This is a genomic window from Sphingomonas sp. Ag1 (assembly GCF_000980895.1).
Taxonomy (GTDB): domain Bacteria; phylum Pseudomonadota; class Alphaproteobacteria; order Sphingomonadales; family Sphingomonadaceae; genus Sphingomonas; species Sphingomonas panaciterrae.
In genome coordinates this window covers 21,900-46,067 of sequence record NZ_LAZX01000079.1, presented here as the reverse complement: position 1 = coordinate 46,067, position 24,168 = coordinate 21,900, and the positions used below count along the sequence as shown (strand labels likewise).

General features: G+C 66.1%; 21 protein-coding genes, 2 pseudogenes and 2 riboswitches. Of the genes and pseudogenes, 12 read left to right on the top strand and 11 right to left on the bottom strand.

The annotated features are described in order from the left end of the window. Window positions 1-5 precede the first annotated feature (5 nt). Window positions 6-317, bottom strand: coding sequence for a DUF6665 family protein (locus XM50_RS03855; protein WP_046407492.1), 312 nt, complete (start codon window positions 315-317; stop codon window positions 6-8). 72 nt (window positions 318-389) lie between these two features. On the opposite strand from XM50_RS03855, the pseudogene XM50_RS21115 reads away from it, so the two are divergent. Together XM50_RS21115 and XM50_RS19095 are read left to right on the top strand one after the other, a co-directional pair. Then, window positions 390-632: pseudogene (locus XM50_RS21115) on the top strand (chloride channel protein); the annotation flags it as partial. Between the two features lie 25 nt (window positions 633-657). Continuing rightward, window positions 658-1,077 (top strand): annotated as a pseudogene (locus tag XM50_RS19095) (chloride channel protein); the annotation flags it as partial. A gap of 195 nt (window positions 1,078-1,272) precedes the next feature. On the opposite strand, the gene XM50_RS19480 reads toward XM50_RS19095, so the two are convergent. After that, window positions 1,273-1,656, bottom strand: a complete 384-nt coding sequence (locus XM50_RS19480) for a hypothetical protein (RefSeq protein ID WP_231621844.1) — start codon at window positions 1,654-1,656, stop codon at window positions 1,273-1,275. Window positions 1,657-1,769: 113 nt separating this feature from the next. Further along, window positions 1,770-1,945, top strand: a riboswitch (yybP-ykoY riboswitch). Window positions 1,946-1,949: 4 nt separating this feature from the next. Here XM50_RS19480 and XM50_RS03840 point away from each other — a divergent pair. Then, entirely contained in the window at window positions 1,950-2,528 is a 579-nt protein-coding gene (locus tag XM50_RS03840; RefSeq protein WP_046407491.1) for a manganese efflux pump MntP, read from the top strand. 76 nt (window positions 2,529-2,604) lie between these two features. Here XM50_RS03840 and XM50_RS03835 read toward each other — a convergent pair whose 3' ends face one another. After that, complete coding sequence (locus XM50_RS03835) at window positions 2,605-3,063, bottom strand: hypothetical protein (protein ID WP_046407489.1); 459 nt, start codon at window positions 3,061-3,063, stop codon at window positions 2,605-2,607. A 273-nt stretch (window positions 3,064-3,336) separates the two neighbouring features. Continuing rightward, window positions 3,337-4,104 carry an outer membrane beta-barrel protein gene (locus tag XM50_RS03830; RefSeq protein WP_046407487.1) on the bottom strand — a complete coding sequence of 256 codons (768 nt, stop codon included), beginning with the start codon at window positions 4,102-4,104 and terminating at the stop codon, window positions 3,337-3,339. 318 nt (window positions 4,105-4,422) lie between these two features. Between XM50_RS03830 and XM50_RS03825 the strand changes: the two genes are divergently transcribed. Beyond that, the gene (locus XM50_RS03825; protein WP_046407486.1) at window positions 4,423-4,995 is read left to right on the top strand and encodes a LuxR C-terminal-related transcriptional regulator; all 573 of its coding nucleotides are present in this window, start codon (window positions 4,423-4,425) and stop codon (window positions 4,993-4,995) included. Between the two features lie 95 nt (window positions 4,996-5,090). On the opposite strand, the gene XM50_RS03820 is transcribed toward XM50_RS03825, so the two are convergent. From XM50_RS03820 to XM50_RS03805, 4 genes are all read right to left on the bottom strand, one after another. Continuing rightward, the gene (locus XM50_RS03820) at window positions 5,091-5,627 is read right to left on the bottom strand and encodes a fasciclin domain-containing protein (RefSeq protein WP_082102687.1); all 537 of its coding nucleotides are present in this window, start codon (window positions 5,625-5,627) and stop codon (window positions 5,091-5,093) included. A 196-nt stretch (window positions 5,628-5,823) separates the two neighbouring features. Further along, on the bottom strand, window positions 5,824-6,093 hold the full coding sequence (locus XM50_RS03815) for a hypothetical protein (RefSeq protein ID WP_046407484.1): 270 nt from the start codon (window positions 6,091-6,093) through the stop codon (window positions 5,824-5,826). After that, a complete protein-coding gene (locus XM50_RS03810; RefSeq protein ID WP_046407482.1) occupies window positions 6,090-7,682 on the bottom strand; it encodes a PepSY-associated TM helix domain-containing protein in 1,593 nt (530 codons plus the stop codon). Before XM50_RS03810 ends, XM50_RS03815 begins: the two co-directional genes overlap by 4 nt. Further along, window positions 7,679-8,005 (bottom strand): hypothetical protein, encoded by a 327-nt coding sequence (locus XM50_RS03805; protein ID WP_046407481.1) that lies wholly within the window; start codon window positions 8,003-8,005, stop codon window positions 7,679-7,681. The genes XM50_RS03810 and XM50_RS03805 overlap by 4 nt, the downstream gene beginning before the upstream one ends. A 115-nt stretch (window positions 8,006-8,120) precedes the next feature. On the opposite strand from XM50_RS03805, the gene XM50_RS03800 reads away from it, so the two are divergent. From XM50_RS03800 to cls, 8 genes are all read left to right on the top strand, one after another. Then, window positions 8,121-10,289, top strand: coding sequence for a TonB-dependent siderophore receptor (locus tag XM50_RS03800; protein ID WP_046407480.1), 2,169 nt, complete (start codon window positions 8,121-8,123; stop codon window positions 10,287-10,289). A 128-nt stretch (window positions 10,290-10,417) separates the two neighbouring features. Further along, the gene (locus tag XM50_RS03795; protein ID WP_046407479.1) at window positions 10,418-11,059 is read left to right on the top strand and encodes an outer membrane protein; all 642 of its coding nucleotides are present in this window, start codon (window positions 10,418-10,420) and stop codon (window positions 11,057-11,059) included. Between the two features lie 82 nt (window positions 11,060-11,141). Further along, window positions 11,142-11,365: riboswitch (cobalamin riboswitch) on the top strand. Between the two features lie 123 nt (window positions 11,366-11,488). Continuing rightward, entirely contained in the window at window positions 11,489-12,472 is a 984-nt protein-coding gene (locus XM50_RS03790) for a putative oxygenase MesX (RefSeq protein WP_046407477.1), read from the top strand. A gap of 26 nt (window positions 12,473-12,498) precedes the next feature. Further along, window positions 12,499-13,527 (top strand): methionine synthase, encoded by a 1,029-nt coding sequence (locus XM50_RS03785; RefSeq protein WP_046407520.1) that lies wholly within the window; start codon window positions 12,499-12,501, stop codon window positions 13,525-13,527. A 53-nt stretch (window positions 13,528-13,580) separates the two neighbouring features. Then, the gene (locus XM50_RS03780) at window positions 13,581-14,027 is read left to right on the top strand and encodes a DUF2946 family protein (RefSeq protein ID WP_052742408.1); all 447 of its coding nucleotides are present in this window, start codon (window positions 13,581-13,583) and stop codon (window positions 14,025-14,027) included. 109 nt (window positions 14,028-14,136) lie between these two features. Then, the gene (locus XM50_RS03775) at window positions 14,137-16,161 is read left to right on the top strand and encodes a TonB-dependent receptor (RefSeq protein WP_046407476.1); all 2,025 of its coding nucleotides are present in this window, start codon (window positions 14,137-14,139) and stop codon (window positions 16,159-16,161) included. 2 nt (window positions 16,162-16,163) lie between these two features. Further along, on the top strand, window positions 16,164-17,312 hold the full coding sequence (locus tag XM50_RS03770) for a PepSY-associated TM helix domain-containing protein (RefSeq protein ID WP_046407474.1): 1,149 nt from the start codon (window positions 16,164-16,166) through the stop codon (window positions 17,310-17,312). 57 nt (window positions 17,313-17,369) lie between these two features. Further along, a complete protein-coding gene (cls, locus tag XM50_RS03765; RefSeq protein ID WP_231621843.1) occupies window positions 17,370-18,830 on the top strand; it encodes a cardiolipin synthase in 1,461 nt (486 codons plus the stop codon). A 49-nt stretch (window positions 18,831-18,879) separates the two neighbouring features. On the opposite strand, the gene XM50_RS03760 is transcribed toward cls, so the two are convergent. The 3 genes from XM50_RS03760 to XM50_RS03750 all read right to left on the bottom strand — a co-directional run bounded on the left by XM50_RS03760 (window position 18,880) and on the right by XM50_RS03750 (window position 24,137). Then, a complete protein-coding gene (locus XM50_RS03760) occupies window positions 18,880-21,993 on the bottom strand; it encodes a TonB-dependent receptor domain-containing protein (RefSeq protein WP_046407473.1) in 3,114 nt (1,037 codons plus the stop codon). Between the two features lie 183 nt (window positions 21,994-22,176). Next, window positions 22,177-23,487 (bottom strand): sensor histidine kinase, encoded by a 1,311-nt coding sequence (locus XM50_RS03755; RefSeq protein WP_046407471.1) that lies wholly within the window; start codon window positions 23,485-23,487, stop codon window positions 22,177-22,179. Further along, on the bottom strand, window positions 23,484-24,137 hold the full coding sequence (locus XM50_RS03750; RefSeq protein WP_046407469.1) for a response regulator transcription factor: 654 nt from the start codon (window positions 24,135-24,137) through the stop codon (window positions 23,484-23,486). Before XM50_RS03750 ends, XM50_RS03755 begins: the two co-directional genes overlap by 4 nt. Window positions 24,138-24,168: the final 31 nt, after the last annotated feature.

Below are 24,168 nucleotides of genomic sequence, written 5' to 3'. Positions count from 1 at the left end.
TGACCTTAACGAGCACCCATCTGCGCCAATACTTCTCGCGGGATATCGTAGTCGTCGATGATGGACTGGTGGACGAACAAGCCACACAATTCGCGCTGGATGAAATAATGATGCGCCGCCTCGGCAGCGTTCTTGATCAGCGTCGCGCGATCACCCTCGTCGGCGGCACTGTGTAGCTGCGCCAGCGTGGCCGCCAGCTTTTTCCCCGACCGACCGAGCGACGCTGCCTTTTCCGCTGCGATCTCGTGCTGGAACGCTTGGTTCAGCCGGTCCGGCGCCACGGAAGGCCCAAGTCCCTGGGGAAGTCGCAGCGACATGACGGACGACTCCGCTGATGTGATTACTGACAGGCGCTCCTACAACACTGGGGCTGGTCAGCAAATAACACAATCGCGGCCGGGGCGGCGGCAGTCCTCACCTGCGCCTTCGACGCGCCGGTCGCCGGCGTGCTGTTCGTGATCGGGAAAACGCGGCGCCAGTTTGCCTGGCGGACCGGCACTTATATGGCCGTCATCCTGGTCACCGTGCTTTCGACGGTGATGACGCGCGGGATCGGCGGGACCATCGCGGAGCTTCCGATGAGTCCGGCGGAGGTGTTGCTGCCCATGCTGCCGTTGTTCGTGCTGCTGGGCCGGCTCCTGGGGGGGGCTTGGCGTCCTCCTCAATGCCGGGCTGCTGCGCGGATTGGCCTTTGCCGACGCGGCCCAAAGGCGCCTCTACTATGCCTATTTCGCCGCGATCGGGCTGGCGATGGGCGCACTGGTGGCGCTGGTGCCGCAGGCGGTCACCGATGGTGAGGCAATGATCCCGGGCTGGGCGAGCGCGCAGGCGGGCGTGCTCGTCATGCTGCTGCTGGCGGCAGCACGCTTCTGCGCCACGGTGGCAAGCTATTCGACCGGGGTGCCGGGCGGGATCTTTGCGCCAATCCTGTCGCTGGCCGCCTGCGTCGGCGTCGCCTTTGCCCGTGCCGCCAGTGCGTTCCTGCCGGATGGCAGCTCCGCGACCAGCGCCTTTGTCATCGCGCCGATGGGCGGCTTGTTCACCGCCTCTGTCCGCTCGCCGCTAGGGTCGTCCTGACGCTGGAACTGACCAATGCTTACCCCCTGTCGCTGCCGTTGCTCGCCACCTGCCTTGCGGCCAATTTCACGGCCTATTTGCTCGGCGGCAGGCCGATCCACGAAAAATTGCTCGATCGCATCCTGAGGCTCGCCGGGTCAGCGCCGACGCCCAAGAACGCGGCAGCTGGCTAAGGCTCCTAGGGCGCACCCTGTTCTACAGCCCGCCCTGAAAGGCGAAGGTGAAGCGGTAAGGCTCCGGCATTCCAACGGGCTTCCGCCGCGTCGGCACCGGGGTCGCGGTGATAAGCGTCAGCGCGCCGTCCGCCACAGCGACAGGCTCGCCCAGCGTCATCCTGAGCTGCTTTTCCCATCCGCCGCCCAGTACCGTTGCCCGCACGATCAGGCGGCCGGCCCAGACGCACAGCAAGTCGCTCGGGCAGCGACTGTCCTCGATAATCTCATCCACGCGGACGCGCGGCCCATCGACATAGGCCACTTGCCCCAGCCTCACCGGCCCTTCCACCGGGCGCATCGACGCACAGCCACCCAGCGCCACAAGCGCTGCAATCCCCGCGCAGATCGTGCTTTTCATCGTCATCAGCCCTTGTTGGCCCCGCGTCGTAGACGATCAGAGCTGAACGGCAGGCACACCTTGGTCGCCAGGCACCAAATCGGATACTATTGATCCGATTACCGGCATCCGCTAGACAGGCTGCCGTTCTTGGGGAGTAGCCACCCGGCCCCGGGGCAATCGTCAACATACTCGATCCCTGGGATCGTGGCGATTGCAGCAACCTTCGCGTTGCCAGGCGAGACCACGACACCGCCTTTCCGCGTTGGGCCGGGAGGGGTGGGTGTCGTTTGGTCGTTGGCCCCGGGATTTGATCAATAATGCCAGGAATTCTGACGCTCGGCGCCTTGGGCGCGAGCCTGTCCGTCGACGCATTCGCCGCGGCGCTCGGCAAGGGCGCGCAACAGCCCAAGGCCCGCTGGGGGGACGCGCTTCGGATCGGGCTGGTCTTCGGTTTCTTTGAGGCGGTGACGCCGGCGCTGGGCTGGCTCCTCGGCTACCTGGTCAACGACTGGATCGCCGACTGGGATCACTGGGCGTCGTTTGTCCTGCTGCTTGGCATTGGTGGGCACATGATCGTTCAGGCGCTGAAGGGTGACGGGACACCTCCCGCCGCGTCGACGGCAGCGCTCGAGCAGCCGAGCTACCTCAAGCTATCTCTCACCGCGATTGCGACCAGCATCGATGCGGCCGCCGTCGGTGTCACGCTGGCGCTGATGGACGTCAACATCTGGATCGCCTGCCTCATTATCGGGGGCACCACCAGCTTTGTCGCCACGGGCGGCGTGATGCTGGGCAAGCGCGTGGGAGCCTATCTTGGCAATTACGCCGCAATCGCAGGCGGCGTGGTCCTCGTCGTGGTCGGCAGCACGATCCTGTATCAGCATCTGTCTGCCTAGCGGCCCGCGTCATCCCGCCGTTGCCGTGCGCCGCGGCCGGACGATGGTCTACAGGACAAGGGTAAGGCCGGCGCTCTCAGGGCAGATCGTCGGCCAGCCGCTCGATCGCCAGCGCGGTGGTGACCGACTGGAGGACATGCAGCGACCACCGCTCTGCCGCTTTCTTCGGGCCCGCCGCAAATTCGCCTTCGGTGATACCGAGCAATGGCGCGATCCCGGCGATGTTCACCACGTAAAGCCCCGTGCCATAGAGCGTTCCGAGAACCACCGGCGAGACCGTCGGAAAGGCACGGCGCAGCGGTGGATAAAGCGCGGCAAAACTCACCGACGCGCCGAGATGGTTGGTGAATTCGACCAGGCTCGTTCCCGTGTCGCCGATCACCTCGCGGGAACCGGTGGTCTCGTCGATCCAGTCGACCGCGTCACGATCCAGCGTCTTGTCCAGCACGCCCGTCTTCCGCCCGGCGAACATCGCGGCTGTCGTCACGACCCCGGCCAGCAGCCCTGCGGCGATCACGGCATTGCGCGTCTTCATCAGTCACTCCCTTGTTCGGCACCAGGACAACCCGGCAGGCGGGCGGAAGGTCCAGCGAGCGCGGCGCTGGCACTCCGGCAGAAAAGCGCCCCGCGTCGGTGCCGGGGCAGTGGCACCGTCGCAGGACGAGGAGGACACACAGGGAGGTTGCTCAGGATACTTCAGTCATGGGCCGCACCGTTGATGCCGCAGCCGTTCGGTGCCGGGAGTTGAGGGCAGGACTTTCCCGGCCGCCGACCGGCCCCGACGTGCCTGGTGCGGCGATACGGCACGTCAGTTCAGCTTGAAGCGAAGGCCAGCCCCGACGATCGACTGGTTGGACTCCACCCCGAGCCGTGCGGGCAATAGGTTAAGGTCGACATTCGCGCGCCCCTCGGTGCGGCGATAGGTGTACTGGGCGAACAGGTCGACGCGCGGCGACACCTGGTAGGTTGCGCCGGCCATGAACTGATAGGCGAAACGCGTCTGGTCATCATTCGCCACGTCGGCGCCCGACGGGCGATATTCTACGTCGACCCGCTGCACACCAAGGCCCGCGCCCAGATAGGGCTGGAACGCCTCGGCACGGTTGAAATCGTAGAAGACGTTGGCGAAAGCACCCAGGTTCTTCACCTTGCCGCGACCGTCGTTGATCACCTGCCCGACGGTAGGGTTGCCGGCGGCCGGGGCACCGCGCGTGAGCACCGACACGTCAAGGCCGTCGATCTCCGTTCCGCCGACGCTGAGGTTGCGGTGACGCCGCACGTCATATTGCGAGTAGGCCACCTCCAGTTCGGTCCGGAAGCCGTTGTCGAAGCGCGCGCCGATTTGGCCCGAAATGTTGAAACCGCTCTTGAACCGGGTCGTCCAGGCCAGCGGCGTGCCCGATGCGATCGCCGGATAGTCCGGGGTCGCGGCAACATCGCTGGTGAAGCGGCCACGATTGGCGGAATCCTCCGGCAGCGACAGACCGCCGCTGACGCCCACGTACACATCCTGCGCTGCCGCCGGCATGGCAAGCACCACCGCCGGTGCTGCCAGCAAATAGGCCAGTTTCCGCATATCAATCCCCTTAATCAAAGCCACATGAGCAGCACGTGCCGAAAGGCTGCGCCGCCCAGTGCCGATGTGCGGGACACAATCGAAACGACAAGACTGCACATCCATGGGTGTTCGGACATCTTGACTTTGGCAAAATAGGTGATCTCTCGGCGTCGCATCAACTAGACTTGCGTGGCTAGCGTGATAACTGCGCTCGACGAGGCGCTGCGCCGCCAATGGAAACGAACTGTCTGGGCAGGGTAGGAAGAGTGCGGCGCAACATGCTGCGCAACATCTTGTAATTTGCATTGCGCGCGATGGAATGCGAAACCGGCGACCATGTCGCCGCTCGAGATGATCTCCGGCAGCTCCGTCGCCGCGGTTATCAGCGACCCGACGCTGCCCGACACGCCCATCGTGGCGTGCAATGACGCCTTCAGCGCGTTGACCGGCTATGCTGCCGAGGAAGTGATCGGGCGCAACTGCCGGTTCCTCCGGGGCCCCGATACGGAGCTGCACCTGACCGAGGAATTGCGCTGCGCGGTGCGTGACCGGCGCACGACGCTGGTCGAGATCCTGAATTATCGCAAGGACGGCAGCCCCTTTCGCAATGCAGTGATGCTCGCCCCGATCTTCGAGGCGGACGGCGCGCTGCGCTTCATCCTGGGCTCTCAGTTCGACGTGACCGCCGGGCGACCGACGACGGGCGGGCGCTGCGCGATCGAGCGCCTGTCGTCGCGCCAACGCGACGTGCTGCGGTTCATGACCGGGGGGCTGATGAACAAGCAGATCGCCTATGAAATGGGGATCAGCGAACGGACCGTGAAGATGCACCGCGCCGCGCTGCTGAAGGCGCTGGGGTGCCGGACCGCGGCGGAGGCGATCCGCACGGCGGTCGAGGCCGGGTTCTAGTCACCCGCATCGGGCTCCGGCCTTTCGACCGGAGCCCTCCGCAGGGACCAGGGGTAGCGACAGGGGTAGTAGCAGGGATAGTGAGCAGCGCGCCGTTACGCGCTGGGGAGCAGCACCTTGTCGATGACGTGCACGACGCCGTTCGACTGCTGAACATCGGCCATGCTGACCGTTGCAGTGCCGCCGGCCGCGTCAGTGATGATGACCTTGTCACCCGACATGCTCGCGGTAAGCGGCGCGCCCTGCACGGTCGTCAGCATCGCCTTGCCACCGCCGGCTCGGATCTGGCGCGCAAGGTCAGCCGCGGTCACCTTGCCCGACACGACATGATAGGTGAGGACACCGGTCAGCTGCGCCTTGTTCTCCGGCTTCAGCAGCGTGTCGACGGTGCCCGCCGGAAGCGCGGAAAAGGCCGAATTGGTCGGGGCGAAGACCGTGAACGGGCCAGCGCCGTTCAGCGTGTCGACCAGCCCTGCGGCCTTTACCGCGGCGACGAGCGTGCTGAGATCGGGCAGCGCCGAGGCGTTCTCGACGATGGTTTTGGACGCGGTGGCAGCGGTTGCGGCCGTCCTCGCCTGCGGCTCGGCATAAGCGGGCGGGGCCGTTATCATGCCTCCCGCCGCCAGGATCATCAGATTGCGAAGCGCGGACACGTTGGTTCCTTTCCTTTCAGGTTCCAGATGCCGCTGCCAATGCATGTGACGCACGCCGGTTTCACGGCTCAACTTCACTGTTCTGTGCAGAACTGTGCCGCAAGTATCGGCGATCACAAGATTTGTTCAGAGATACTCCCGCTAACCTGTCCTTAAGTACAGGTGCCACCCGCCCTCACCTTGCCGGCCGCGCAAAGCTCCCCGCCGCTAGCCAGCCGAGCAGCGCCGCCCCGCCAAGCCACAGCATGAACGCCGCGCTGTTGCCTAGCGCAATGCAGCCAAGCGCCGGCGCACAGGCCCAGCCCACCAGCAACGATCGCGCCCGCCGGGTCGCGCCCCCGCCCTGCCCCGCGGCGCGGCGGCGCTTGGGATCGTCGCGGCACAACAGAAGGACGGCGGGCGCCGACAGCGCCAGTGCGACGAGGGCAAGCGCCAGCGTGCTCACGCCTCCACCGCCTCCATCCGCCGCGGCCGCTCGGGCAGCGTCAGCGGGCGCGCCTGCCAGCACCCCCGCAGCAGCCAGCCGCCAGCAACGACAAAGGCCAGGTCAAGTGCGGGGATCACCGCCTGGCCCGATGCGATCGCCGCGGTCCAGCCCGGCCCGCCCGCAGCGACAAGCCGCAGCAGTGGCAGCATCAGCATCACGAGGCCGGTCGCACCCTTCAGCATGAGCATCAACGCATCGTTGCTGCGCGCCACCACGCCAGCGATGATCGCCACTGCCGACGCGATCAGGAAGACGGTCGTCGTCCAATAGACCGCGCCGCCGTGCGGCATCGTCACGAGGAAGCCGGCCGCGGCCACCGCCAGCCCCAGCGGCAGGCCAAATCCCACCACGGTCAGCGTCCGTTCAAGCCACGCAAGCGACCGCGCATCCTCACGCCGCCGCACCACCCACAGCCGCATCCCGGTATAGGTGACGTAGCACATGGCAAACCCCAGCCCGAACCAGATCGCCTTGGACAACAGCCCCGCGAAATTGCCGAAATGGAGTGGCCCCATGATGCCGACCAGAGTCCCCCCGGCGGAGGGGCCCGCGCCGACCTGCGGCTTGGCGCGGATGAACTCGGCCGTGGCACCATTGTAGAGCAGCGCGACCGGCTCCAGGTCGCCTTCGCGCGGATTGTGATAGCTGGTCACCGTGGCGTCGCTGCGGCCGAAATTCTCGATCGCGACAAAGGTCGGCACTTCGCCCGTGCGCCGGATCGCATCGCTGGTGATCCGGTCGAGGTTGCCGCTCGCCGCCGGGCGCGGATCGGGCGTGCCGGGATTGCCGAAGACGGCATGCTGCAGCGCCTCGACATCGCCGCTGAACGCCGCCGTCGCGACGACCGGAAGCCCGACCGTGCCGTAGAAGGAGAAGAAGCTGCCGGTGAACGCCAGTACGAAGGCGAACGGCAGGCTCCACGTGCCCGCCACGCTGTGACGGTCGCGCGTCGCCAGCACCGGCTTGGCACCGCGGCGCAGGGTGAAGATGTCCTTGAACAAATGGCGGTGGATCAGCAGCCCCGAAATGGCGGCGACCAGCATCGCCAGCCCCAGGATCCCGGTCAGCACCAGCCCCCATGGGTTGGGCACATGCAACCGGACGTGCGTGTCGACCAGGAAGGTGCTCAGCGCATCGTCGTTGCGCGGCCCGAACAGGTCGTCGATATTGCCGGTGGTGGCGTTCAGCACCCGCCCCTGATGGTCGAGCTGGTAGAAGACGCCGGCCTCGGTCGGAACTCCGTCAGCGCCCGTCTCGTGCCGGTGGAAGAACACGCCCAGGCCATGGTCGCCGGTCTCCCAGATGTTGACCGCTTCCTGATACTGCCGCGGCGTCTGCGCGGTCAGGCGGCGCAGCGTGGCGTCGACCGGCTGCGCGAAGGAGGATTTGGTCGCCACATGGCCCGCCGACCAGGCGCCGATCTCGTGCGCGAACACCGCCGCCGTGCCGGTCAGCACCACCGCATACAACAGCAGGCCGAGCAGGATGCCCGACCAGCCGTGGACCGCGACCATCGCCTTGGTCTGATCCTTCCTCAGTTGAATCATAGGTTCCTCTCCGCGGCAGGGGGCCCGGCCATCATGCGGGTGGCGACCAGTCCGCCATGGACCAGCAGCAATGCGCCAGCGACCAGCGCGACTCGCGTCAGGTTGCGGTCAAGGCAGGCGTGAAAGAACAGCAGCGCCCAGATCAACGGCGCTGTCACCAGCGGAATCGCCAGGTTGTCGATTCCTGCGGCGCCGGCCGGCAGCCACAGCGGCATGCCGGCCAGCAGCGCCAGCGTCACGATGATCGCGCCCGGCCCGGCGAGCAGGATTCGCGCCCATCGCTGGCGGGCGTTCGGCTGCGCTGAAGGGGTCGGCTCGGCCATGGCGCAGCGAATAGAAACACGATCCGCCGATGGCAAGAAAAATGCTATTGATAATCTTTCGCACGCATTTAGAGGGCGCCGGCAACGAACGATTACATTTCTCGAAAGGGCGGACATGGCGAAACTGATCGTAGCGGCGGGGGTAGCAAGCGCGCTGCTGAGCCAGACCGCTCTGGCGCAGGAGGCTGCGCTCACCCCGTCCGGCGCCCCCGCCTCTGCCCCCGCCGCTACCCAGCAGACCGACGCGGCCACCACGCCGGAGGACGAAATCGTCGTCGTGGGCAGCAATGCCGGTACCAAGACCGAAACCCCGCTGACGCAGGTGCCCCAGCCGCTGACGATCATCGATTCGGGCACCTATCTTTCGCAGGGCGCGATCAACATCAGCGACACGGTGAAGTACGCCGCCGGCGTGCTCGCCAACCCCTATGGCCGTGACACCCGCGTCGACGGGTTCAACGTGCGCGGCATCAATGCGCTGCAGTTCCGCGACGGCATGCGCGACATCTTCTCGTATTACGCCAGTATCACCTCGGACCCGTATAACTTTTCCCGTGTGGAAATCGTGCGCGGGCCTGCCTCGGTTCTGTTTGGCCAGGGGTCGATCGGCGGCCTCGTCAATCTGGTGTCCAAGGTGCCGGAATTTCGCACCGGCGGCGAACTCAACCTCGTCTATGGCAATTACAACCGCAAGGAAGCGCTGGGCGACGTCAACCTAGCCGTCACCGACACGCTGGCGGTGCGCCTGGTGGGCCGCGTGCGCGATGCCGACACCTATGTCGACAACGTCCCCGATGACCGCGTGATGGTCGCGCCGTCGATCCGCTGGCAGCCGACCGCCGCGACCGACATCATCCTGACCGGTCTGTACCAGGAGGACGATACCGGCTCGACCTCGCAGTTCCTGCCGATCGTCGGCACCTTCCGCCCCAATCCCGCAAACCCGGGCGCGCGGCTCGATCCCTATACGTTCGTCGGCAAGGCGGGGTGGGATCGCTACAACGGACGCTCACTGCAGGGCGGCGGGCAGCTGGTGCACCGTTTCTCCGACAATGTCCGGCTCAGCCTCAAGGCGCGCTACATCGACAGCGACCTCGAATATTTCACCCATTATGCCGACAGCTACACCAACCCGACCGATCCCTTTTCGGTCTATGGCACCGACGGTCGCCATATCGGCCTGACCGCTGATGCCAGCGACGCGCGGATGAACGTCTTCTCGACCGACAACAATCTGCAGTTCACTTTCAACACCGGCGCCAATGTCGAACACACGTTGCTTGTCGGGCTGGACTATAGCTGGAACAAGGTCGGGAAGCGGGGCGTGGCGCTGTCGCCTGCGCTGGAGGTCGTCGACCTCTATGACATCGATTACGATGCACTGCTGACCTACGATCCGACGGGTCCGTTCGTCAATGAATCGCAAAAGCAGCTCGGCGTGTACGTGCAGGACCAGATCCGTCTGTTCGACCGTGTCTCGGTGATCGTCGGCGCCCGCCGGGACCATGTCACCAATTCGTCGGGGCAGGAAGACAACGCCACCACCTTCCGTGCCGGCATTATCGGGGAGATCGGCGCCGGCATCTCGCCTTTCTTCAGCTATACCGAAAGCTTCCTGCCGATCGCCGGGCGGCTGTCCGGGCCCGGCGGTGTTCCGGGCAATCCGTTCAGACCGCAGACCGGCACGCAATATGAAGCCGGCGTGAAGTGGCAGCCCGCGCCCACCACGCTCGTCACCGTCACCGGATTCCACATCAAGGAGCGCAACCGCGTCCTCTACCTCGCCAACAACGTGACCACTCAGTCCGGCGAGCTCACGACCAAGGGGTTCGAATTCGAGGCCAGCCACACGCTGCCGGGCAATTTCGAACTGCTGCTGAACTACGGCTACAGCGAGCTGGATTCGGAAGTGAACACCAGCCTCGATTACATGCCGCGGCACACCGCATCCTTGTGGTCGACGAAGACCTTCGCGACCAGCGCGGACGGTCCGCAGCTGCGGCTCGGTGCCGGCATCGTCTACAGCGGCAACAGCAAGTCGACCGGCCCGCTCGATCCTTATGCCCTCAACCCCGCGATTGCGCCCGGCACGCTCTACACGATCGTGACGCCCGCACGTACTACCGTGGACGCGCTGGCGGAGGTCAGCTGGAACCAGTGGCGTCTCGCGGTCAACGCGACCAATCTGTTCGACGAACGCGCCTTCGCCTCCTGCCTGGCGCGTGGCGACTGCTTCATGGCCGCGCCGCGCAACGTCATGGCGACACTCGGCTTTCGCTTCTGATCGGTTTCGGCGGCGCATTTCCACCATGCGCCGCGCGATACGTGCATCTCCCGATATGCCGTGGCTTGGGCCGCGCTTATGTCGCGGGTGTCGGTAAAGAGTGATCCGGCCAAAGAGAGTGAGGCGATATGAAGTATTTCATCGGGACCGCGCTTGCGATCCTCATCGCTGCGCCCGCTGCGTCGCAATCCGCCGGGGCGATCCAATCCAGCGGTCGCGTCGAAGCCCGGTTCGGCTGGGACCGGGGTGAGTTCAAGACTGAATTTCGCGACCCTCTGGTAGACATTTCCGACAAGAACGGAAAGAGCGGCGTCACTTACGGTATCGAAGCGGGCTATGACTATGTCACCGACAGCCGGTTCCTGGTTGGCGGCTATGTCGGGGTCGAGGGATCGTCCATCAAGGACTGCGACACCAGCCCGTTCGGCGATCGTGCCTGTCTGAAGGGCGGACGCAATTTCACCGTCGGCGCACGGGCGGGCTACGTCACGGACCAGGGCGTCGTCTATCTTAAGGGCGGCTATTCCAACGGCCAGCTGAAGTTCGAGGCCGATGATTTCGTCGATGACGAACGGGTGCGGTTCAAGGACAATCACGGCGGCTTCCATCTGGGTGCCGGCGGCGAGGTGATGGTCGCCAACAACGTCTATGGAAAGCTCGAATACGTCTTCACCAACTATTCGGCTGACAAGTTCGACGACGGCATCACCTATTCCAAATTCCGTCCGCAGCGGCATCAGGTCGTGGCCGGCATCGGCATTCGTTTCTGATGAATGCAGCGGCACGACCGCAGCGGACATCATGATATAAACATATCTTTATATCAGCATTGACAGGGCTGGTTGGATGATGTTCAACCGGCCCTGTCGAGGTTCCCCATCCCAGGCGTGGCGATGGGGCTAAGACGGGAAGCCGGTGACGTTCCAGAAGGGGCGGATTCCGGCGCTGCCCCCGCAACTGTGAGCGGAGAGCGGCAGTTCCATTTCGTGTCACTGGGCCCTGTAACGGGTCCGGGAAGGCCGGAACTGCCGTGTTGACCCGCAAGCCAGGAGACCTGCCTCCGACGCGATAACGTTCCTCGGACGGGGGTTCCTCCGGTGGATCGCGCCGGAGAACCGTGGATGGTGACTGCCATCGCGGACCATCGATGACGTGCGCGCTCCCTCTGGCTCCCCTGTTCGTACAACAGCAGGTGAGTCATGACGAACAGCGGTTTCACGTTCACGACCAGCAGCATCCCTTTTGACGAGGACTATCAGCCCGGCGACAGTACGCGGCTGACCACCAACTTCGCCAATCTGGCGCGGGGCGAGGCGCGGGCAGAGAACCTGCGCAACACGCTGCGGATGATCGACAATCGCTTCAACGCACTGATGCACTGGGACAATCCCGGCGGTGATCGCTACGCCCTCGCGCTGCGCATCGTCTCCGCTCACCTGGCGATCACCGATGGCGACCCGGTCGGCCTGCCGCTGATCGAGATGCTGGCGACGACGGTGCTCGACCGGCAGAGCGGCGCGTGGACCGACGGCATGACCGGCAACAGCCTGTCCTCCTACATCCGCGACTATGATTTCAGCATCCGCCTGCCCGATTACCAGCGGCGCAGCCCATGCGGCGGTGCGCCGGAGGGGTTCGGCGAGTTACATGGCAAGCTGTTCCGGCACTTCTTGGGCTCCAGCGCCTATCGCGACCAGTTTGGCAAGCCGCCGGTGTTCTGCCTCAGCGTCTCCAGCCGCGAGATCTATCATCGCACCACCAACTCCCACCCGGTCCTGGGCGTGGAGTATCGATGCGAGCATCACTCCGCGACCGACAGCTATTTCGCCAAGATGGGCCTCGCGGTGCGCTATTTCATGCCGCCGCACGCCGCCGCCCCGCTCGCCTTCTACCATCAGGGTCGGCTGCTCGACGATTATACCCATCTCGAACTGGCCAGCACCGTCGCGACGATGGAGACCTTCCAGAAGATCTACCGGCCGGAAATCTACAACGCCAATTCGGTCGCCGCGCATGACTATCGGCCCAGCCTCACGCGGCAGGATTATTCGCTGACGCGCATCGCCTACGACCGCGAAGAACGCAGCCGCCTCGCCGTCGCGCAGGGCCGCTTTGCCGAGGAACATGTCATCCGCCCGCATGGCGCGATGCTCGAACAATGGTCAGCGACGTGCGGCCTGTGACCCCCATTCACCCAAGGAATCCAATGATGACCACAGTGTTGCCGACCACCACCGCCGGCAGTCTGCCCAAGCCCGCGTGGCTCGCCACGCCGGAGACGCTCTGGTCGCCGTGGAAGCTCGCCGATGCCGAACTCGCGGATGCGCAGCGCGACGCCCTGCGGCTTGCGGTGGATGATCAGCGCCAGGCCGGGATCACCATCATCGGCGACGGCGAGCAGACCCGCCAGCATTTCGTCACCACCTTCATCGAGCATCTGAACGGCGTCGACTTCGATCGTTGCGAGACCGTGCGCATCCGCGATCGCTACGACGCCAGCGTGCCGACGGTAACCGGCCCCGTGTCGCGCCCCCGTCCCGTGTTCGTCGATGATGCCCGCTATCTGCGTGCGCAGACCGATCAACCGATCAAATGGACCCTCCCCGGCCCGATGACGATGATCGATACCTTGTACGACGCGCATTACCGCAGCCGGGAGAAGCTGGCGTGGGAATTTGCCGGCATCCTCAACCAGGAGGCGCGTGAGCTGGAGGCGGCTGGGGTCGACATCATCCAGTTCGACGAACCGGCGTTCAACGTGTTCTTCGACGAGGCGAACGACTGGGGCATTGCTGCGCTGGAACGCGCCGCCGAGGGGCTGACCGCCGAGACGGCGGTGCACATCTGCTACGGCTATGGCATCAAGGCCAATACCGACTGGAAAAGGACGCTCGGCTCCGAGTGGCGGCAATATGAGGAAACCTTCCCTCGCCTGCAGCAATCGAACATCGACATCATCTCGCTCGAATGCCGCAATTCGCGGGTGCCGATGAATCTGATGGAACTGATCCGGGGCAAGAAGGTCATGGTCGGCGCGATCGACGTCGCGACCGAACAGGTCGAAACCGCGCAGGAGGTTGCCGAGACGCTGCGCCAGGCGCTGCGCTTCGTCGATGCGGACAAACTGTATCCGGCCACCAATTGCGGCATGGCCCCGCTGCCGCGTGCCGTGGCCCAGGGCAAGCTGAAGGCGCTGGGCGCTGGCGCGCAGATCGTCCGGCAGGAACTGACCGGCTGAAGCCGGCGACGCCCGTTGCCCAACCTGATTATCCCCGGCGACAAAATGTCCCAGTGACACCGCCGCACGCAGGCGATATCCGCGATGCCGTGGGCGCGATCCGGAATCTGTTGGCGCAACGCCTCGTCCCGGTGCTGATCTGTGCCGCGGCGTTGCTGCTGAAGGTGCTGGTCCCCACCGGCTACATGATCGTTCCCGATGATGGGCGGATCACCGTCGCGGTCTGTTCGGGCTTCGGCCCGCAGACGATGGAGATCGTCATACCGGGTATGGATCATGCCACGCCCGGCAGTGACTCGTCCAAGGATGGTGGCGGGGGCGACATGCCCTGCGCCTTTGCCGGGCTTTCGACGCAGTTCCTGGGTGCGGTCGACGCCGTGCTGCTGGTCGCCGCGCTGGCGATCGTGGCAGGCCAGGCGCTTCGCCCGATGGTGCGGCGCCTGCCGCGCGCCGCCCTCTACCTGCGCCCTCCGTTGCGCGGACCACCGCTGCTGATCTGACGCGCCGACCGGATTGACCGGCCGGCGACACTGCCGCCTCGCGTTCGCGCGGTCGCGCCCCTGCCGCGTCGCGTGCCCGGCAGGCCCTCGTCAGCAAGAAAGTCCTGTCATGGTCCGCAGCCTGTTGCTCGGCGGCGCCGCCCTGTGCGTCGCCGCTCCCTCCCCCGTCCTTGCCCTTCCCGATGCCGCTTCCGCCCAGCGCGGCGACACCCATATTGCGATCGGCGACGATGCCATCGTCGTCACCGCGCGCGATATGGCACGCTCCACCGCCAATGTGCTCACCTCGGTCGATGTCCTCGGCGGCGATCTTGCCCAGCGGCAGAATGTCGACAACGCCTGGGAATTGTTCGCCCGCCTGCCCGGGGTGGTGCTGACCGATTTCAACCAGGGCACGACATCGGGCCGCTTCTCGATCCGCGGCTTCAACGGAGAGGGCGAGATCAACGCCGTCAAGCTGCTGATCGACGGCGTCCCGTCCAACGACAATGCCGGGCGAACCGACTTCATCGACCTGGTGGCGCCGCTCGATATCGCCGCGGTGGAGCTGGTACGTGGCACGTCCGACCCGCGCTGGGGCCTCCATGCCATCGCCGGCAGCGCCAATATCAAGACGCGCACCGGCGGCAATTACCTCGACATGCGCGGCATCGCTGGCGCGTTCGACACCTTTGACGCACAGCTCGCCGCCGGCGTCGAAACCGGCCGCCTCAGCCAGAATGTCGCGCTCTCCTATCGCCGGACGGGGGGTTACCGCGATCACGCCGACCTCGACCGGCTGACGCTGGCGGGTAAGTGGTTCTACGATTTGGGCGGCGCGCGGGTCGGCCTGATCGCTCGGCACAGCCGCAGCACGGCCGAGGAGCCCGGCTACCTCACCGATGCCGACGCCTATATCGACCGGCGGCGATCCTATGCCGTGTCTGAGACCGACGGCGGCACCCGTAATCTCAGCCAGTACAGCCTGCACCTCGACGCCGATCTGGCGCGCGACCTGTCACTGACCGCGATCGGCTATGCGACGACCAACGATGACGATCGATACGTGCGCTTCTCCGCCAATGTCGCGCAGCAGCGCCGGCTGACGCAGGAACAGCATTATGGCGTGGTCGCCGGCGTGCACTGGCATGCCGCGGGCTGGCTGATGGCGGAGGCCGGGGGCGACGTGCAATGGCAACACAATCGCAGCCTGCGCTGGACGACCGACCGGCGGATCATCACCGCACCGACGCGCGACCAGGATTTCGACCTCACGGTGGGCGGCGCTTATGTTCAGGCGATCGTCACCCCGGCGCCGTGGCTGACGATCACCCCGGCGTGGCGGATTGACCGGGTCGACGGTGACTTCCTGAACCGGCTGAACGGCGCGCGCGCACCGGTTAACGATTATGGCACGATCAGCCAGCCGAAGCTGTCGGTCGCGGTGACGCCCACCGCCGGGCTGACCGCTTACGCCAATTACGGTCGCACCTTTCAGGTGGGCGCGGGCTCAGGCGCCTTTGTCGTGCCGCCGCGCGTGCGCGATGTGGCGCCTTCGATCAACGAAGGGTGGGAGGGCGGCGTCAAGCTGTCGCACGGCCGCTGGCTGACCGCGCGCGCCGCGGTCTGGCAGCAGACGGCGAGTGGCGAGCTGCGCCGGCGCCTCAACGATCCCTCCGGTGAATTCGACAATCTCGGCGCAACCCGCCGCCGGGGTCTAGACCTGGAGGCACAAGTCCGCCCGCTGCCCGGCCTGTCCGCCTGGGCCAGCTGGTCGCATCAAAAGGCGGTCATTCGCGTGCCCGATCCCGACGCCCCACTCACCGCGGGCAATGCGATCGACCACGTCCCCCAGAACGTCGTCACCGCAGGCGTTGAATGGGCCCCGACGACCCTGCCGTGGCGCGCCTCGCTGTGGGGCAATGGGCAATCCTCCTATGAACTCACCACCGCCAACGATCAGGGACGCTATGGCGGCTATTTCCAGCTTACCGCGGAACTCGCCTATCGGCTGAACGACGCGCTGGAGCTGTCCGCGCAGGTGCGCAACCTCGCCAATGATCGCTACGAATATGTCTGGTACGACGGCACCCAGCGGCTGCACGCGCCGGCCGATCCGCGCAGCCTGTTCGGCGCGATCCGCGCGCGGTTCTGACCGTGTCCCGGACAGGAGCGCAGACCGTAACGGCGGGACGGCAGCCCTGGCGGTCGGCCGCGCGACGCATCCACCTGTGGCTGGGGCTAACGATCGGATTGCTGTTCGCCGTGATCAGCCTCACCGGATCGGCGCTGGTCTTCTACGTCGGCATCGACGCGGCGCTGCATCCCGAAACGCAGGTGGAGCAGCGGGCACCCGCGCCGGGCTGGACGTCGCCAGTGTGGGATCGTGCGCTGGCGACGGCGCACGCCGCACGCTTCGATCCGGCGGGCAAATGGTCGTTCGAGGTGACCGGGGGCGGCGGCGCGATCCCGGCGCGCTACTATCCGCCTACTTCCAGTACGGTGCGCCACCCGCAGCGGCTGATGGTGTGGTTCTCCGCCGATGGCAGCCGCATCCTGCGCGTCGCACCGTGGGGCGGCTATCTGATGAGCTGGCTCTACGAACTGCACATGCATCTCCTCGCGGGGGACGTCGGCGCACAGGTCGTCGGTTGGTCGGGCGTCATCATGCTGGTGCTGCTGTTGAGCGGCTTGATCGCCTGGTGGCCGCGCGGCTCGTGGCGCAAGGCGCTGGCGTTCCGTCGCAAAGCACCGCCGATCCGCCGCCTCAACGACATCCACCGGCTCGTCGGGGTGGGAAGCGGCGGCTTGCTGCTGATCCTTGTCGCGACCGGCGTCATCCTCGCACTGCCGGCGGTCAAGGCGGCGCTGCTGTCGACCGCGGCGGTGCCGGAGCCGCCAGCGATCGCAGGCAGCGGACCGGCGCTGCCGATTACCCGCGCGCTGGCCGGCGTCCGTGCGGCAGTGCCCGATGCCCGGCTCGCCTTCATCGACGTGCCGGGCGATCCCGCCGTGCCGTATCGCGTCCGCATCCAGGTGCCGGGCGACCCGCACCGCCGCTTTCCCGGCAGCTATGTCTTCGTCGATCAGCGTAGCGCTGGCATCGTCGCGTTGCACAATGTGCGTGACGGCGGTCTCGGCACCGCGATCAATGCCTGGGCGCGCCCGCTGCATGATGGATCAGCCGGCGGGGTCGTCGGCCGCATTCTCGCGGTTCTGATCGGCCTGGCGCCCACCGCGCTGTTCGTCACCGGCCTGTTGCGCTGGCAGCGCCGGCGTGGTCGTTGGGCGGACCCGGCGCGGTGACCATCCGCATCAACACGGGATGGCGCCCGCCTCGCAAACAGGCGTAGGCTGGCGCGGTTGGCGTTCGGCCGACGCGGCGAAGGGCGGATGGACCATCTCGGCTGGGCGCCATGGCTGATCCTGGTTGCGGTCTATACCGCAGTGGTGGCGCGCGCCGTGCTGCTGGAGCGGCGGGAGCCATATGCCCGCGCCGCGTGGCTGCTGCTGCTGGTCGCGTTGCCGACGATCGGAACCATACTCTACCTGTTGTTTGGCGAGCCATGGGTGTCGCCGCGCCTTCGTCGCCGTACGCGGCTCGTCCACCGCGCGCTGGTCGAGCACGCCCCGCCGCCAGCCCCGGACCCGCCCTCCGCGGTGGCACGCAACGCTTTTCGCACCTGTGAGACGGCGAGCGGCTGGCCATTGTCGACCGCCACCGCGCCCTGGGTGGCGCCCGATGCCGACAGCGCGATCGACCGTGTCGTCGCCGATATCGATGCCGCCCGGTCGAGCGTGCACCTGTCCTTCTACATCTGGCTGACCGACCATAACGGCTCGCGCGTCGCCGATGCGATCTGCCGCGCGGCGCAGCGCGGCGTCACCTGCCGCATCGTCGCGGACGCGATCGGCTCGCGCTCGCTGATCCGCTCGCCCCAATGGGCGGCGATGCGCGCGGCGGGCGCGCGGCTATGCGCCTCGCTCACGGTCCCCTGGGGGATCGGCTTCCTCGCCGGCCACCGCACCGATCTTCGCAACCATCGCAAGATCGCGGTCATCGACGGCCGCATTGGGTGGTGCGGCAGTCAGAATTGCGCCGACGCCGCCTTCCTGCCCAAGCGCCGCTTTGCTCCCTGGGTCGATATCCTCTTCCGCTTCGAAGGACCGGTGGTCCGCCAGGCGGAACTGATCTTCGCTTCGGCCTGGATGGTTGAAACGGGGGAGGACATGCCCGCCGTGTTCGCGGACCAGCCGCCACTCACGCCGCGTCACGGCTATCCCGCCATCGCGGTCGGCACCGGCCCCCTGTCCCCCGCCTCCACCATGACCAACATTTTCGCCGCGGTGCTCGCGGCCGCCGAGCATCACGTGGTGATCACCACGCCCTATTTTGCGCCCGATCCCCCGCTGCTCGACGCGATTGTCGCCGCCGCGCGCCGCGGGGTGGACCTCAGCATCATCTTCCCCAACCGCAACGACAGCTTCATCACCGGCGCGATCAGCCGGGCCTATTACCCCGTCCTTGCCCGGGCCGGTGCCCGCATCTTCGAATTTCGCGGCGGGCTGCTCCACGCGAAGACACTGGTGGTGGACGGGGCATTGGTGCTGGTCGGGTCCGCCAACATGGATCGCCGCAGCCTGGACCTCAATTTCGAGAACAACATGTTGATCCAGTCGCCCGAGCTGGCCGAGGCGGTCAGCGCGCACCAGCGCCGCTGGCTGGCGGATGCGATCGAGATTTCCCCCGGCGGCGTCACCGCCCGATCGCTGCCGCGCCGCTTCTTCGATAATCTGCTGACGATGGCGGCGCCGCTGTTCTGACGCATAGGGCGGGGGAGAGCGGCGGCTTTCCGGCCCCTCTCCCGTCCCATCAGAAATGGACGTTCGCCCCCATCAGGAACGCACGGCCCACCAGCCCCTGGTAATAGGTGTTGAGCGTCCCCGCTCCTGCCGTCGCCGGGAAAGGGACGCCCCGGTCGGTCACATTGTCGATGTTGAAGCGGAAATCGAAATTGTCGCTCGCACGGATGATGATCGCGGTATTCCAGATCGCGTAGCTGCCGATCCCGCGGAACTCGCGCGTGGTTGGCGTATCGGTCGCGTTGAACACCGCCGGGCCGGTATATTGCACCTGGTTGAACCAGCTGATCGGCCCGCGATCCAGCGTCAGATTGACGTTGAAACGGTCGATACTCTGGCCGATCTCTCCTCGATCGCTAACCCAAGGGGTCGCCGAGTTGATCTGGTTCTCCTGCTTTATCAGATGCTGGTAATTGACGGTGGCATTTACCCCGATCTCGCCAAATGTACGGCGATAGCTCGCCTCGACGATCACTGCCTCAAACCGACGCCCGCCCTGGTTGATGAACGGCTCATCCAGCGTCAGCACCTGGCCGAAACTTTCGCCCGGCGTCGTATCGCGGGTGATCAGGCTGCAATAGAAATTGTCCGGATAATCAGTTGCGTCGTAGCAGCCGCTCAGCACGTCGGTCGCACTGGACGATACGATGGTGTTCTTGAGGTTGATGTTCACATAATCGGCGGACAGCGCAAACCCGGGCAGGAAGCGGGGCGTCAGGACCCCGCCGACGGTCCAGGAATTGGCCTTCTCATTCTGCAGTCCGCGATTGCCCAGCACGGTGATCGGCACGGTGACCGAGTTGATCAGCGACGAGAAATCCGTCGGTAGGCCGGCCGCCGCGCAATTGGCCTGGCGCACCGCCGGGTTGGGCCCGCTGGTCAGGTTCTGGGAATCGCACGGATCAAACCCGCCATCGAACGCCGGCTGGTCGGCGGCGAACAATTCCGTCACCGCCGGCGCGCGGATCGCGCGGGTGTAATTGCCCCGCACCGCAAAGCCGTCGACCGGCGCCCAGCGGCCGCCCGCCGTCCAGGTGAAATCACCGCCGGCGACCGAATTGTCGACATACCGGCCCGCCGCGTTGATCTCCAGCTGGTAGATCAACGGGATGTTCTGATCCGGCCCGATCAGCGGGGCGCGGAACTCCCCGAACACTTCGTTGGTGGTGTACGACCCGCGCACCGGAAGGATCGGGATCGAGCGGCCCAGCGCCTCGGTGTAGAATTCATCGGGCGAGAAGCGGGAGAATTCGCGGCGGTTCTCATAGCCGACGGAAATCGCGAAATCGCCCCCCGGCAGCTTGAACACCGGCCCGGTCAGCGTCGCCAGGAAATCGCGCTGCGAGGTGATCGCCTCGGTCCGCGCATTGGTGGTCACATAATCGCGCGCCGCCTGGCTCGGTGCGCCGCTACCGAACAGGTTCAGCGGCGCGCAGGTGGTGGAGATGGTGCCGTTATATTGCGGCACATTGGGCGGCGACGCCGGGTTGCTCGGGTCCGGGTTGAACGGCAGGCAGACGATATTGCCATTGGCGTCGAAGCCGGCGTTCAGCGCCCGCCGCAGGTTCGGCTCCACCAGCGAGGGCTGGCTCGACCGGCTGTTGGTACGGCCGTAATTGGCCGACACTTCCCAGTTGAACACCCGCTCGCCGAGCGAGAAATCGCCGCGCAACCCGCCGACGAAGCGGTACATTTCCTGATCCAGCCGCGCCACGCCGGAGACGAGATCGGTATTGGCGCGCCCAAGGTAGAAAACGTCCGTGTCGCCCGCGGGCAGCCCCGCCGCCGTCAGGTTCTGCACTATCAATGCCCGCGCCTGCGGCGTCAGGAACGGATTGTTCAGCGGGATGATGAAATTGCCGTTGACGTCAAAGGCGCCTGGGTCGCTCGCGCTGAAGAAGGCCGTGTTGTAAACCGGCTGACCAGCGAGATTGGTGGCCTTGTTCCGGGAATACCACGCCTCGCCGAAGGCGGTGATCCGGTCCGAAAAGTCAAATTTCGCCAGCGCCACCGCGTTGAACCGGTCATCCTTCACGCGGGCGTTGGTGATGTCGGCGAAGTTCAGGTTGTCACCGCCCAGAAACGTGGTGGGGTCCTGCGTCGGAGTTCCGATGTTGAACGGCACCAGATTGCTGTTGCGATCGAAACCCAGGATCTGGCCCGCCGCATTGCGGACAACGGACGTCGTGCCGCCCGCGGTGGCCGGGACCAGTCGCGCGGCATCGCGGATGAACGGAATGCCCGCCGGGGTTCCCAGATAGGTGCGCGTGTTTTCCACGAGTATCTGGTTGAAGGGCGACGTGCCCGGCGCAGGCGCAATAAAGCCCAGCTGCCGCCGGATGATCTCGCGCTTGTTGCCTAACAGGCCGTCATCGTGATTGTATTCAACATTGACCGTGATGTTGCCGCGCCCGTCGGCAAAGTTCTTCCCCGCGAGCAGGCGCACGCGCTGGTTGCCCAGATCGCCGCGCTGGCTGATCCCGACCTGCCCGTCGACATCCAACCCTTCGTAATCGTTGCGCAGGATGATGTTCACCGTGCCCGCGATGGCATCGGCGCCATAGATCGGCGCGCCACCAATGGAGATCGTCTCGATCCGCTGGATCAGCTTGGTCGGGATGGTGTTGAGGTCGACCTGCGTGCCCGCGCCGCCCGATGAAAAGATCGTCGCCGGGTTCGCACCCACGAACCGCCGCGCGTTGACCAGCGTCAGTGTCCGCTGCGATCCCAGCCCGTACAGGTTGACGAAGCTCTGCCCGACGCCAAAGCCGTTGCCCTGGTCGCCGACCAGCGAACTGTCGGGCACGCCAAAGCCGGGCAGCTCGTTCAGCGCGCGGGCGATTTCCGGATAGCCGCGATTGTTGATCGTCGCGGCGTCGACGGTGGTGGTCGGTTGCGGATTGTCCACCGCGGGCCGCGCGATGCGCGACCCGGTGATGATGATGTCGCCCGGGTCTTCTTCGGTTGTCGCCGCCACCGTGCGGGGGGTGGGCGCCTGAGCCGTGGCCGTTTGGTCTGTCTGGGGGGTCGTGTCTGGAGTGGTCTGCGCTACCGCGATCGCGGGAAGCATCAGGGCGCCGAGCGCCGCCGTCGAACTACCTGCGAAAAGAGCGAACCGTTGCATGGCTTCCTCCCTTTTGTCGTGCTGGCTTCCTGTCGTTCTGGCTTCTTTTGTCCTGTGGCGGGGAAAACGCCGCGACCGCGATTGCGGGAGCATGAGTTCCGGCGGCACGACGCGATTTGCTACCTGCTGTAACAAAGGAGCAACACTGAAGCGCGGCGCAGCACCGACGCGCGACGCAGACGTTCAAAAGCGGACGGTAACGCTCAGCCCCCCCTGTGGCGCATCGTCCAGCGTCAGCGTCGCATCATAAAAGCGGAGCAGGTCCGCCGTCGCCGCCAGGCCAAGGCCCGTCCCCGGCGTCGCCGGGTCCAGCCGGATACCGATGTTGGTCACCAGCGCGCGCTGCGCCGCGGGAATGCCGGGCCCGTCATCGCTGATCGTGATCCGGTCATCCCCGCCCGCCACGGTGATCGTGCTGCGCGCCCATTTGAAGGCATTGTCGATCAGGTTGGACAGGATCTCGGCCAGATCACCGCTGTCGCACGGCAGGCGCAGCCCGTCGGGAAGGTCGATCACGACCCTGATCCCGCGATCGGCATGGAGGCGCTGCATCGCCTCCACGATCCGCACCAGCAGCGGCGCGACCGCGGTCCGCGTCCCCGCCCCGCGCGTGCCCGCCGCGGCTGCACGGGCAAGGTGATAGTCGATCTGCCGCTGCATCATGCGGCAGCGTTCAAGCAGGAACGCCGCGCTCTGCGTCTGGCCGCCGTTTTCCAGTTGCTCGGCCTCCGCGGTAATCAACGCCAGCGGGGTGCGCAGATTGTGCGCGAGATTGCCCGATTCCGTGCGCGCTCGCGCGATCAGCTGCGCCTGCCCCTCCAGCAGCGCGTTGAATCGGGTGACGACCGGCTCGAACTCGGCCGGGACATGCGGGTCCAGCCGCTCGATCTCGCCGTTGCGCAACCGGTCCACCTCCTCACCCAGCCGGCGAACCGGCGTCAGGCCGAATCGCACCAGCAGCGCCGCCCCGCCCAGCAGCAACAGGCCGACCACCGTCATCGACAGCGTCAGGTCGAACCGGAAATGGTCCACCTGTTCCTCCAGCAGGTGCTGCGCCGAGGCGATGGTGACGGTCAGTGGCTGCCCGTCCCGCAACACGCGCGCGCTGCGCTGGAGCACCTCTTCCTCCGCGCCAGCCCGCCCGCGATGCCACGCCTCATCCGCGGCGGGGATCAGCCGCAGCCCGTCGGCGAGCGAGGGCGACAGCGCGCTCCCCCGCGGCCCGTCAACCTGCCAGTACAGTCCCGATCGCCCGACGTTGAACTGCGGATCCGACAGCGGCTGTCGCACCACCGGGCGCCCTTGCGGATCGAAGTCGATCAGCGCCACCAACTCGCCCAGATGGTGATCCAGCTCGGTCTGGAAACGGTCGGTGGTGTGGCTGCGATACAAATATCCGATGAACAGCCCCGCGAGCAGGACCGCGAGGATCACGCCAAGGGCCGATCCGACGATCAGCCGCAGTCGCAGGCTGTTGTGCAGCGGCTGGCTCATGCCGCGAACCGATAGCCGAGGCCGCGCACCGTCACGACATGCTCGCGGCCGATCTTGCGCCGCAATCGGCCGACCAGCACCTCGATCGCATTCTCGTCCCGCTCCTCGCTCAGCGGATACAGGCTGTCGATGATGCTCTGCCGCGTCAGCGTCCGCCCGGCATTGTAGACCAGCAGCTGCAGCAGGTGGAATTCGCGCGCGGTCAGCGGCACCGGCTGGTCGTCCAGCCATGCCTCGCCCGATGCGGTGTCGATCGCGATCCGCCCGGCGGTGATCCGCGTCGCACTATGTCCCGCCGCACGCCGCGCCAGCGCGTGGATCCGGGCGACCAGCTCCTCCGTGCGTACTGGCTTGACGATGAAATCATCGGCGCCCGCGTTCAGCCCCTCGACCTTTTCCTCCCACCCGCTGCGCGCGGTCAGGATCAGGATCGGCGTGGCGATGCCCTTGACGCGTAGCGCCCGCACCAGCTCGATTCCCGACATGCCGGGCAGGCCGACGTCGACCACCAGCACGGTGAAGCCGTCGCTGGCGAAATCCACCGCGTCCTCGCCTTGCGCCAGCCATTCGCACGTCATGCCGTGCCGCGCGAGGTTCGCGACGACCCGCTCGGCCAGCGCGGCTTCATCTTCGACCAGAAGGATTCGCATGGCCCATTCTGACAGGTTCCTGTCAGGTTGC

What these genes read in the sequence shown, in the direction of transcription:
- XM50_RS03855 (WP_046407492.1), bottom strand. Translation starts at nt 317, where the DNA reads ATGTCGCTGCGACTTCCCCAGGGACTTGGGCCTTCCGTGGCGCCGGAC.
- XM50_RS19480 (WP_231621844.1), bottom strand. Translation starts at nt 1,656, where the DNA reads ATGACGATGAAAAGCACGATCTGCGCGGGGATTGCAGCGCTTGTGGCG.
- XM50_RS03840 (WP_046407491.1), top strand. Translation starts at nt 1,950, where the DNA reads ATGCCAGGAATTCTGACGCTCGGCGCCTTGGGCGCGAGCCTGTCCGTC.
- XM50_RS03835 (WP_046407489.1), bottom strand. Translation starts at nt 3,063, where the DNA reads ATGAAGACGCGCAATGCCGTGATCGCCGCAGGGCTGCTGGCCGGGGTC.
- XM50_RS03830 (WP_046407487.1), bottom strand. Translation starts at nt 4,104, where the DNA reads ATGCGGAAACTGGCCTATTTGCTGGCAGCACCGGCGGTGGTGCTTGCC.
- XM50_RS03825 (WP_046407486.1), top strand. Translation starts at nt 4,423, where the DNA reads ATGTCGCCGCTCGAGATGATCTCCGGCAGCTCCGTCGCCGCGGTTATC.
- XM50_RS03820 (WP_082102687.1), bottom strand. Translation starts at nt 5,627, where the DNA reads ATGATCCTGGCGGCGGGAGGCATGATAACGGCCCCGCCCGCTTATGCC.
- XM50_RS03810 (WP_046407482.1), bottom strand. Translation starts at nt 7,682, where the DNA reads ATGATTCAACTGAGGAAGGATCAGACCAAGGCGATGGTCGCGGTCCAC.
- XM50_RS03805 (WP_046407481.1), bottom strand. Translation starts at nt 8,005, where the DNA reads ATGGCCGAGCCGACCCCTTCAGCGCAGCCGAACGCCCGCCAGCGATGG.
- XM50_RS03800 (WP_046407480.1), top strand. Translation starts at nt 8,121, where the DNA reads ATGGCGAAACTGATCGTAGCGGCGGGGGTAGCAAGCGCGCTGCTGAGC.
- XM50_RS03795 (WP_046407479.1), top strand. Translation starts at nt 10,418, where the DNA reads ATGAAGTATTTCATCGGGACCGCGCTTGCGATCCTCATCGCTGCGCCC.
- XM50_RS03790 (WP_046407477.1), top strand. Translation starts at nt 11,489, where the DNA reads ATGACGAACAGCGGTTTCACGTTCACGACCAGCAGCATCCCTTTTGAC.
- XM50_RS03785 (WP_046407520.1), top strand. Translation starts at nt 12,499, where the DNA reads ATGACCACAGTGTTGCCGACCACCACCGCCGGCAGTCTGCCCAAGCCC.
- XM50_RS03775 (WP_046407476.1), top strand. Translation starts at nt 14,137, where the DNA reads ATGGTCCGCAGCCTGTTGCTCGGCGGCGCCGCCCTGTGCGTCGCCGCT.
- XM50_RS03760 (WP_046407473.1), bottom strand. Translation starts at nt 21,993, where the DNA reads ATGCAACGGTTCGCTCTTTTCGCAGGTAGTTCGACGGCGGCGCTCGGC.
- XM50_RS03755 (WP_046407471.1), bottom strand. Translation starts at nt 23,487, where the DNA reads ATGAGCCAGCCGCTGCACAACAGCCTGCGACTGCGGCTGATCGTCGGA.
- XM50_RS03750 (WP_046407469.1), bottom strand. Translation starts at nt 24,137, where the DNA reads ATGCGAATCCTTCTGGTCGAAGATGAAGCCGCGCTGGCCGAGCGGGTC.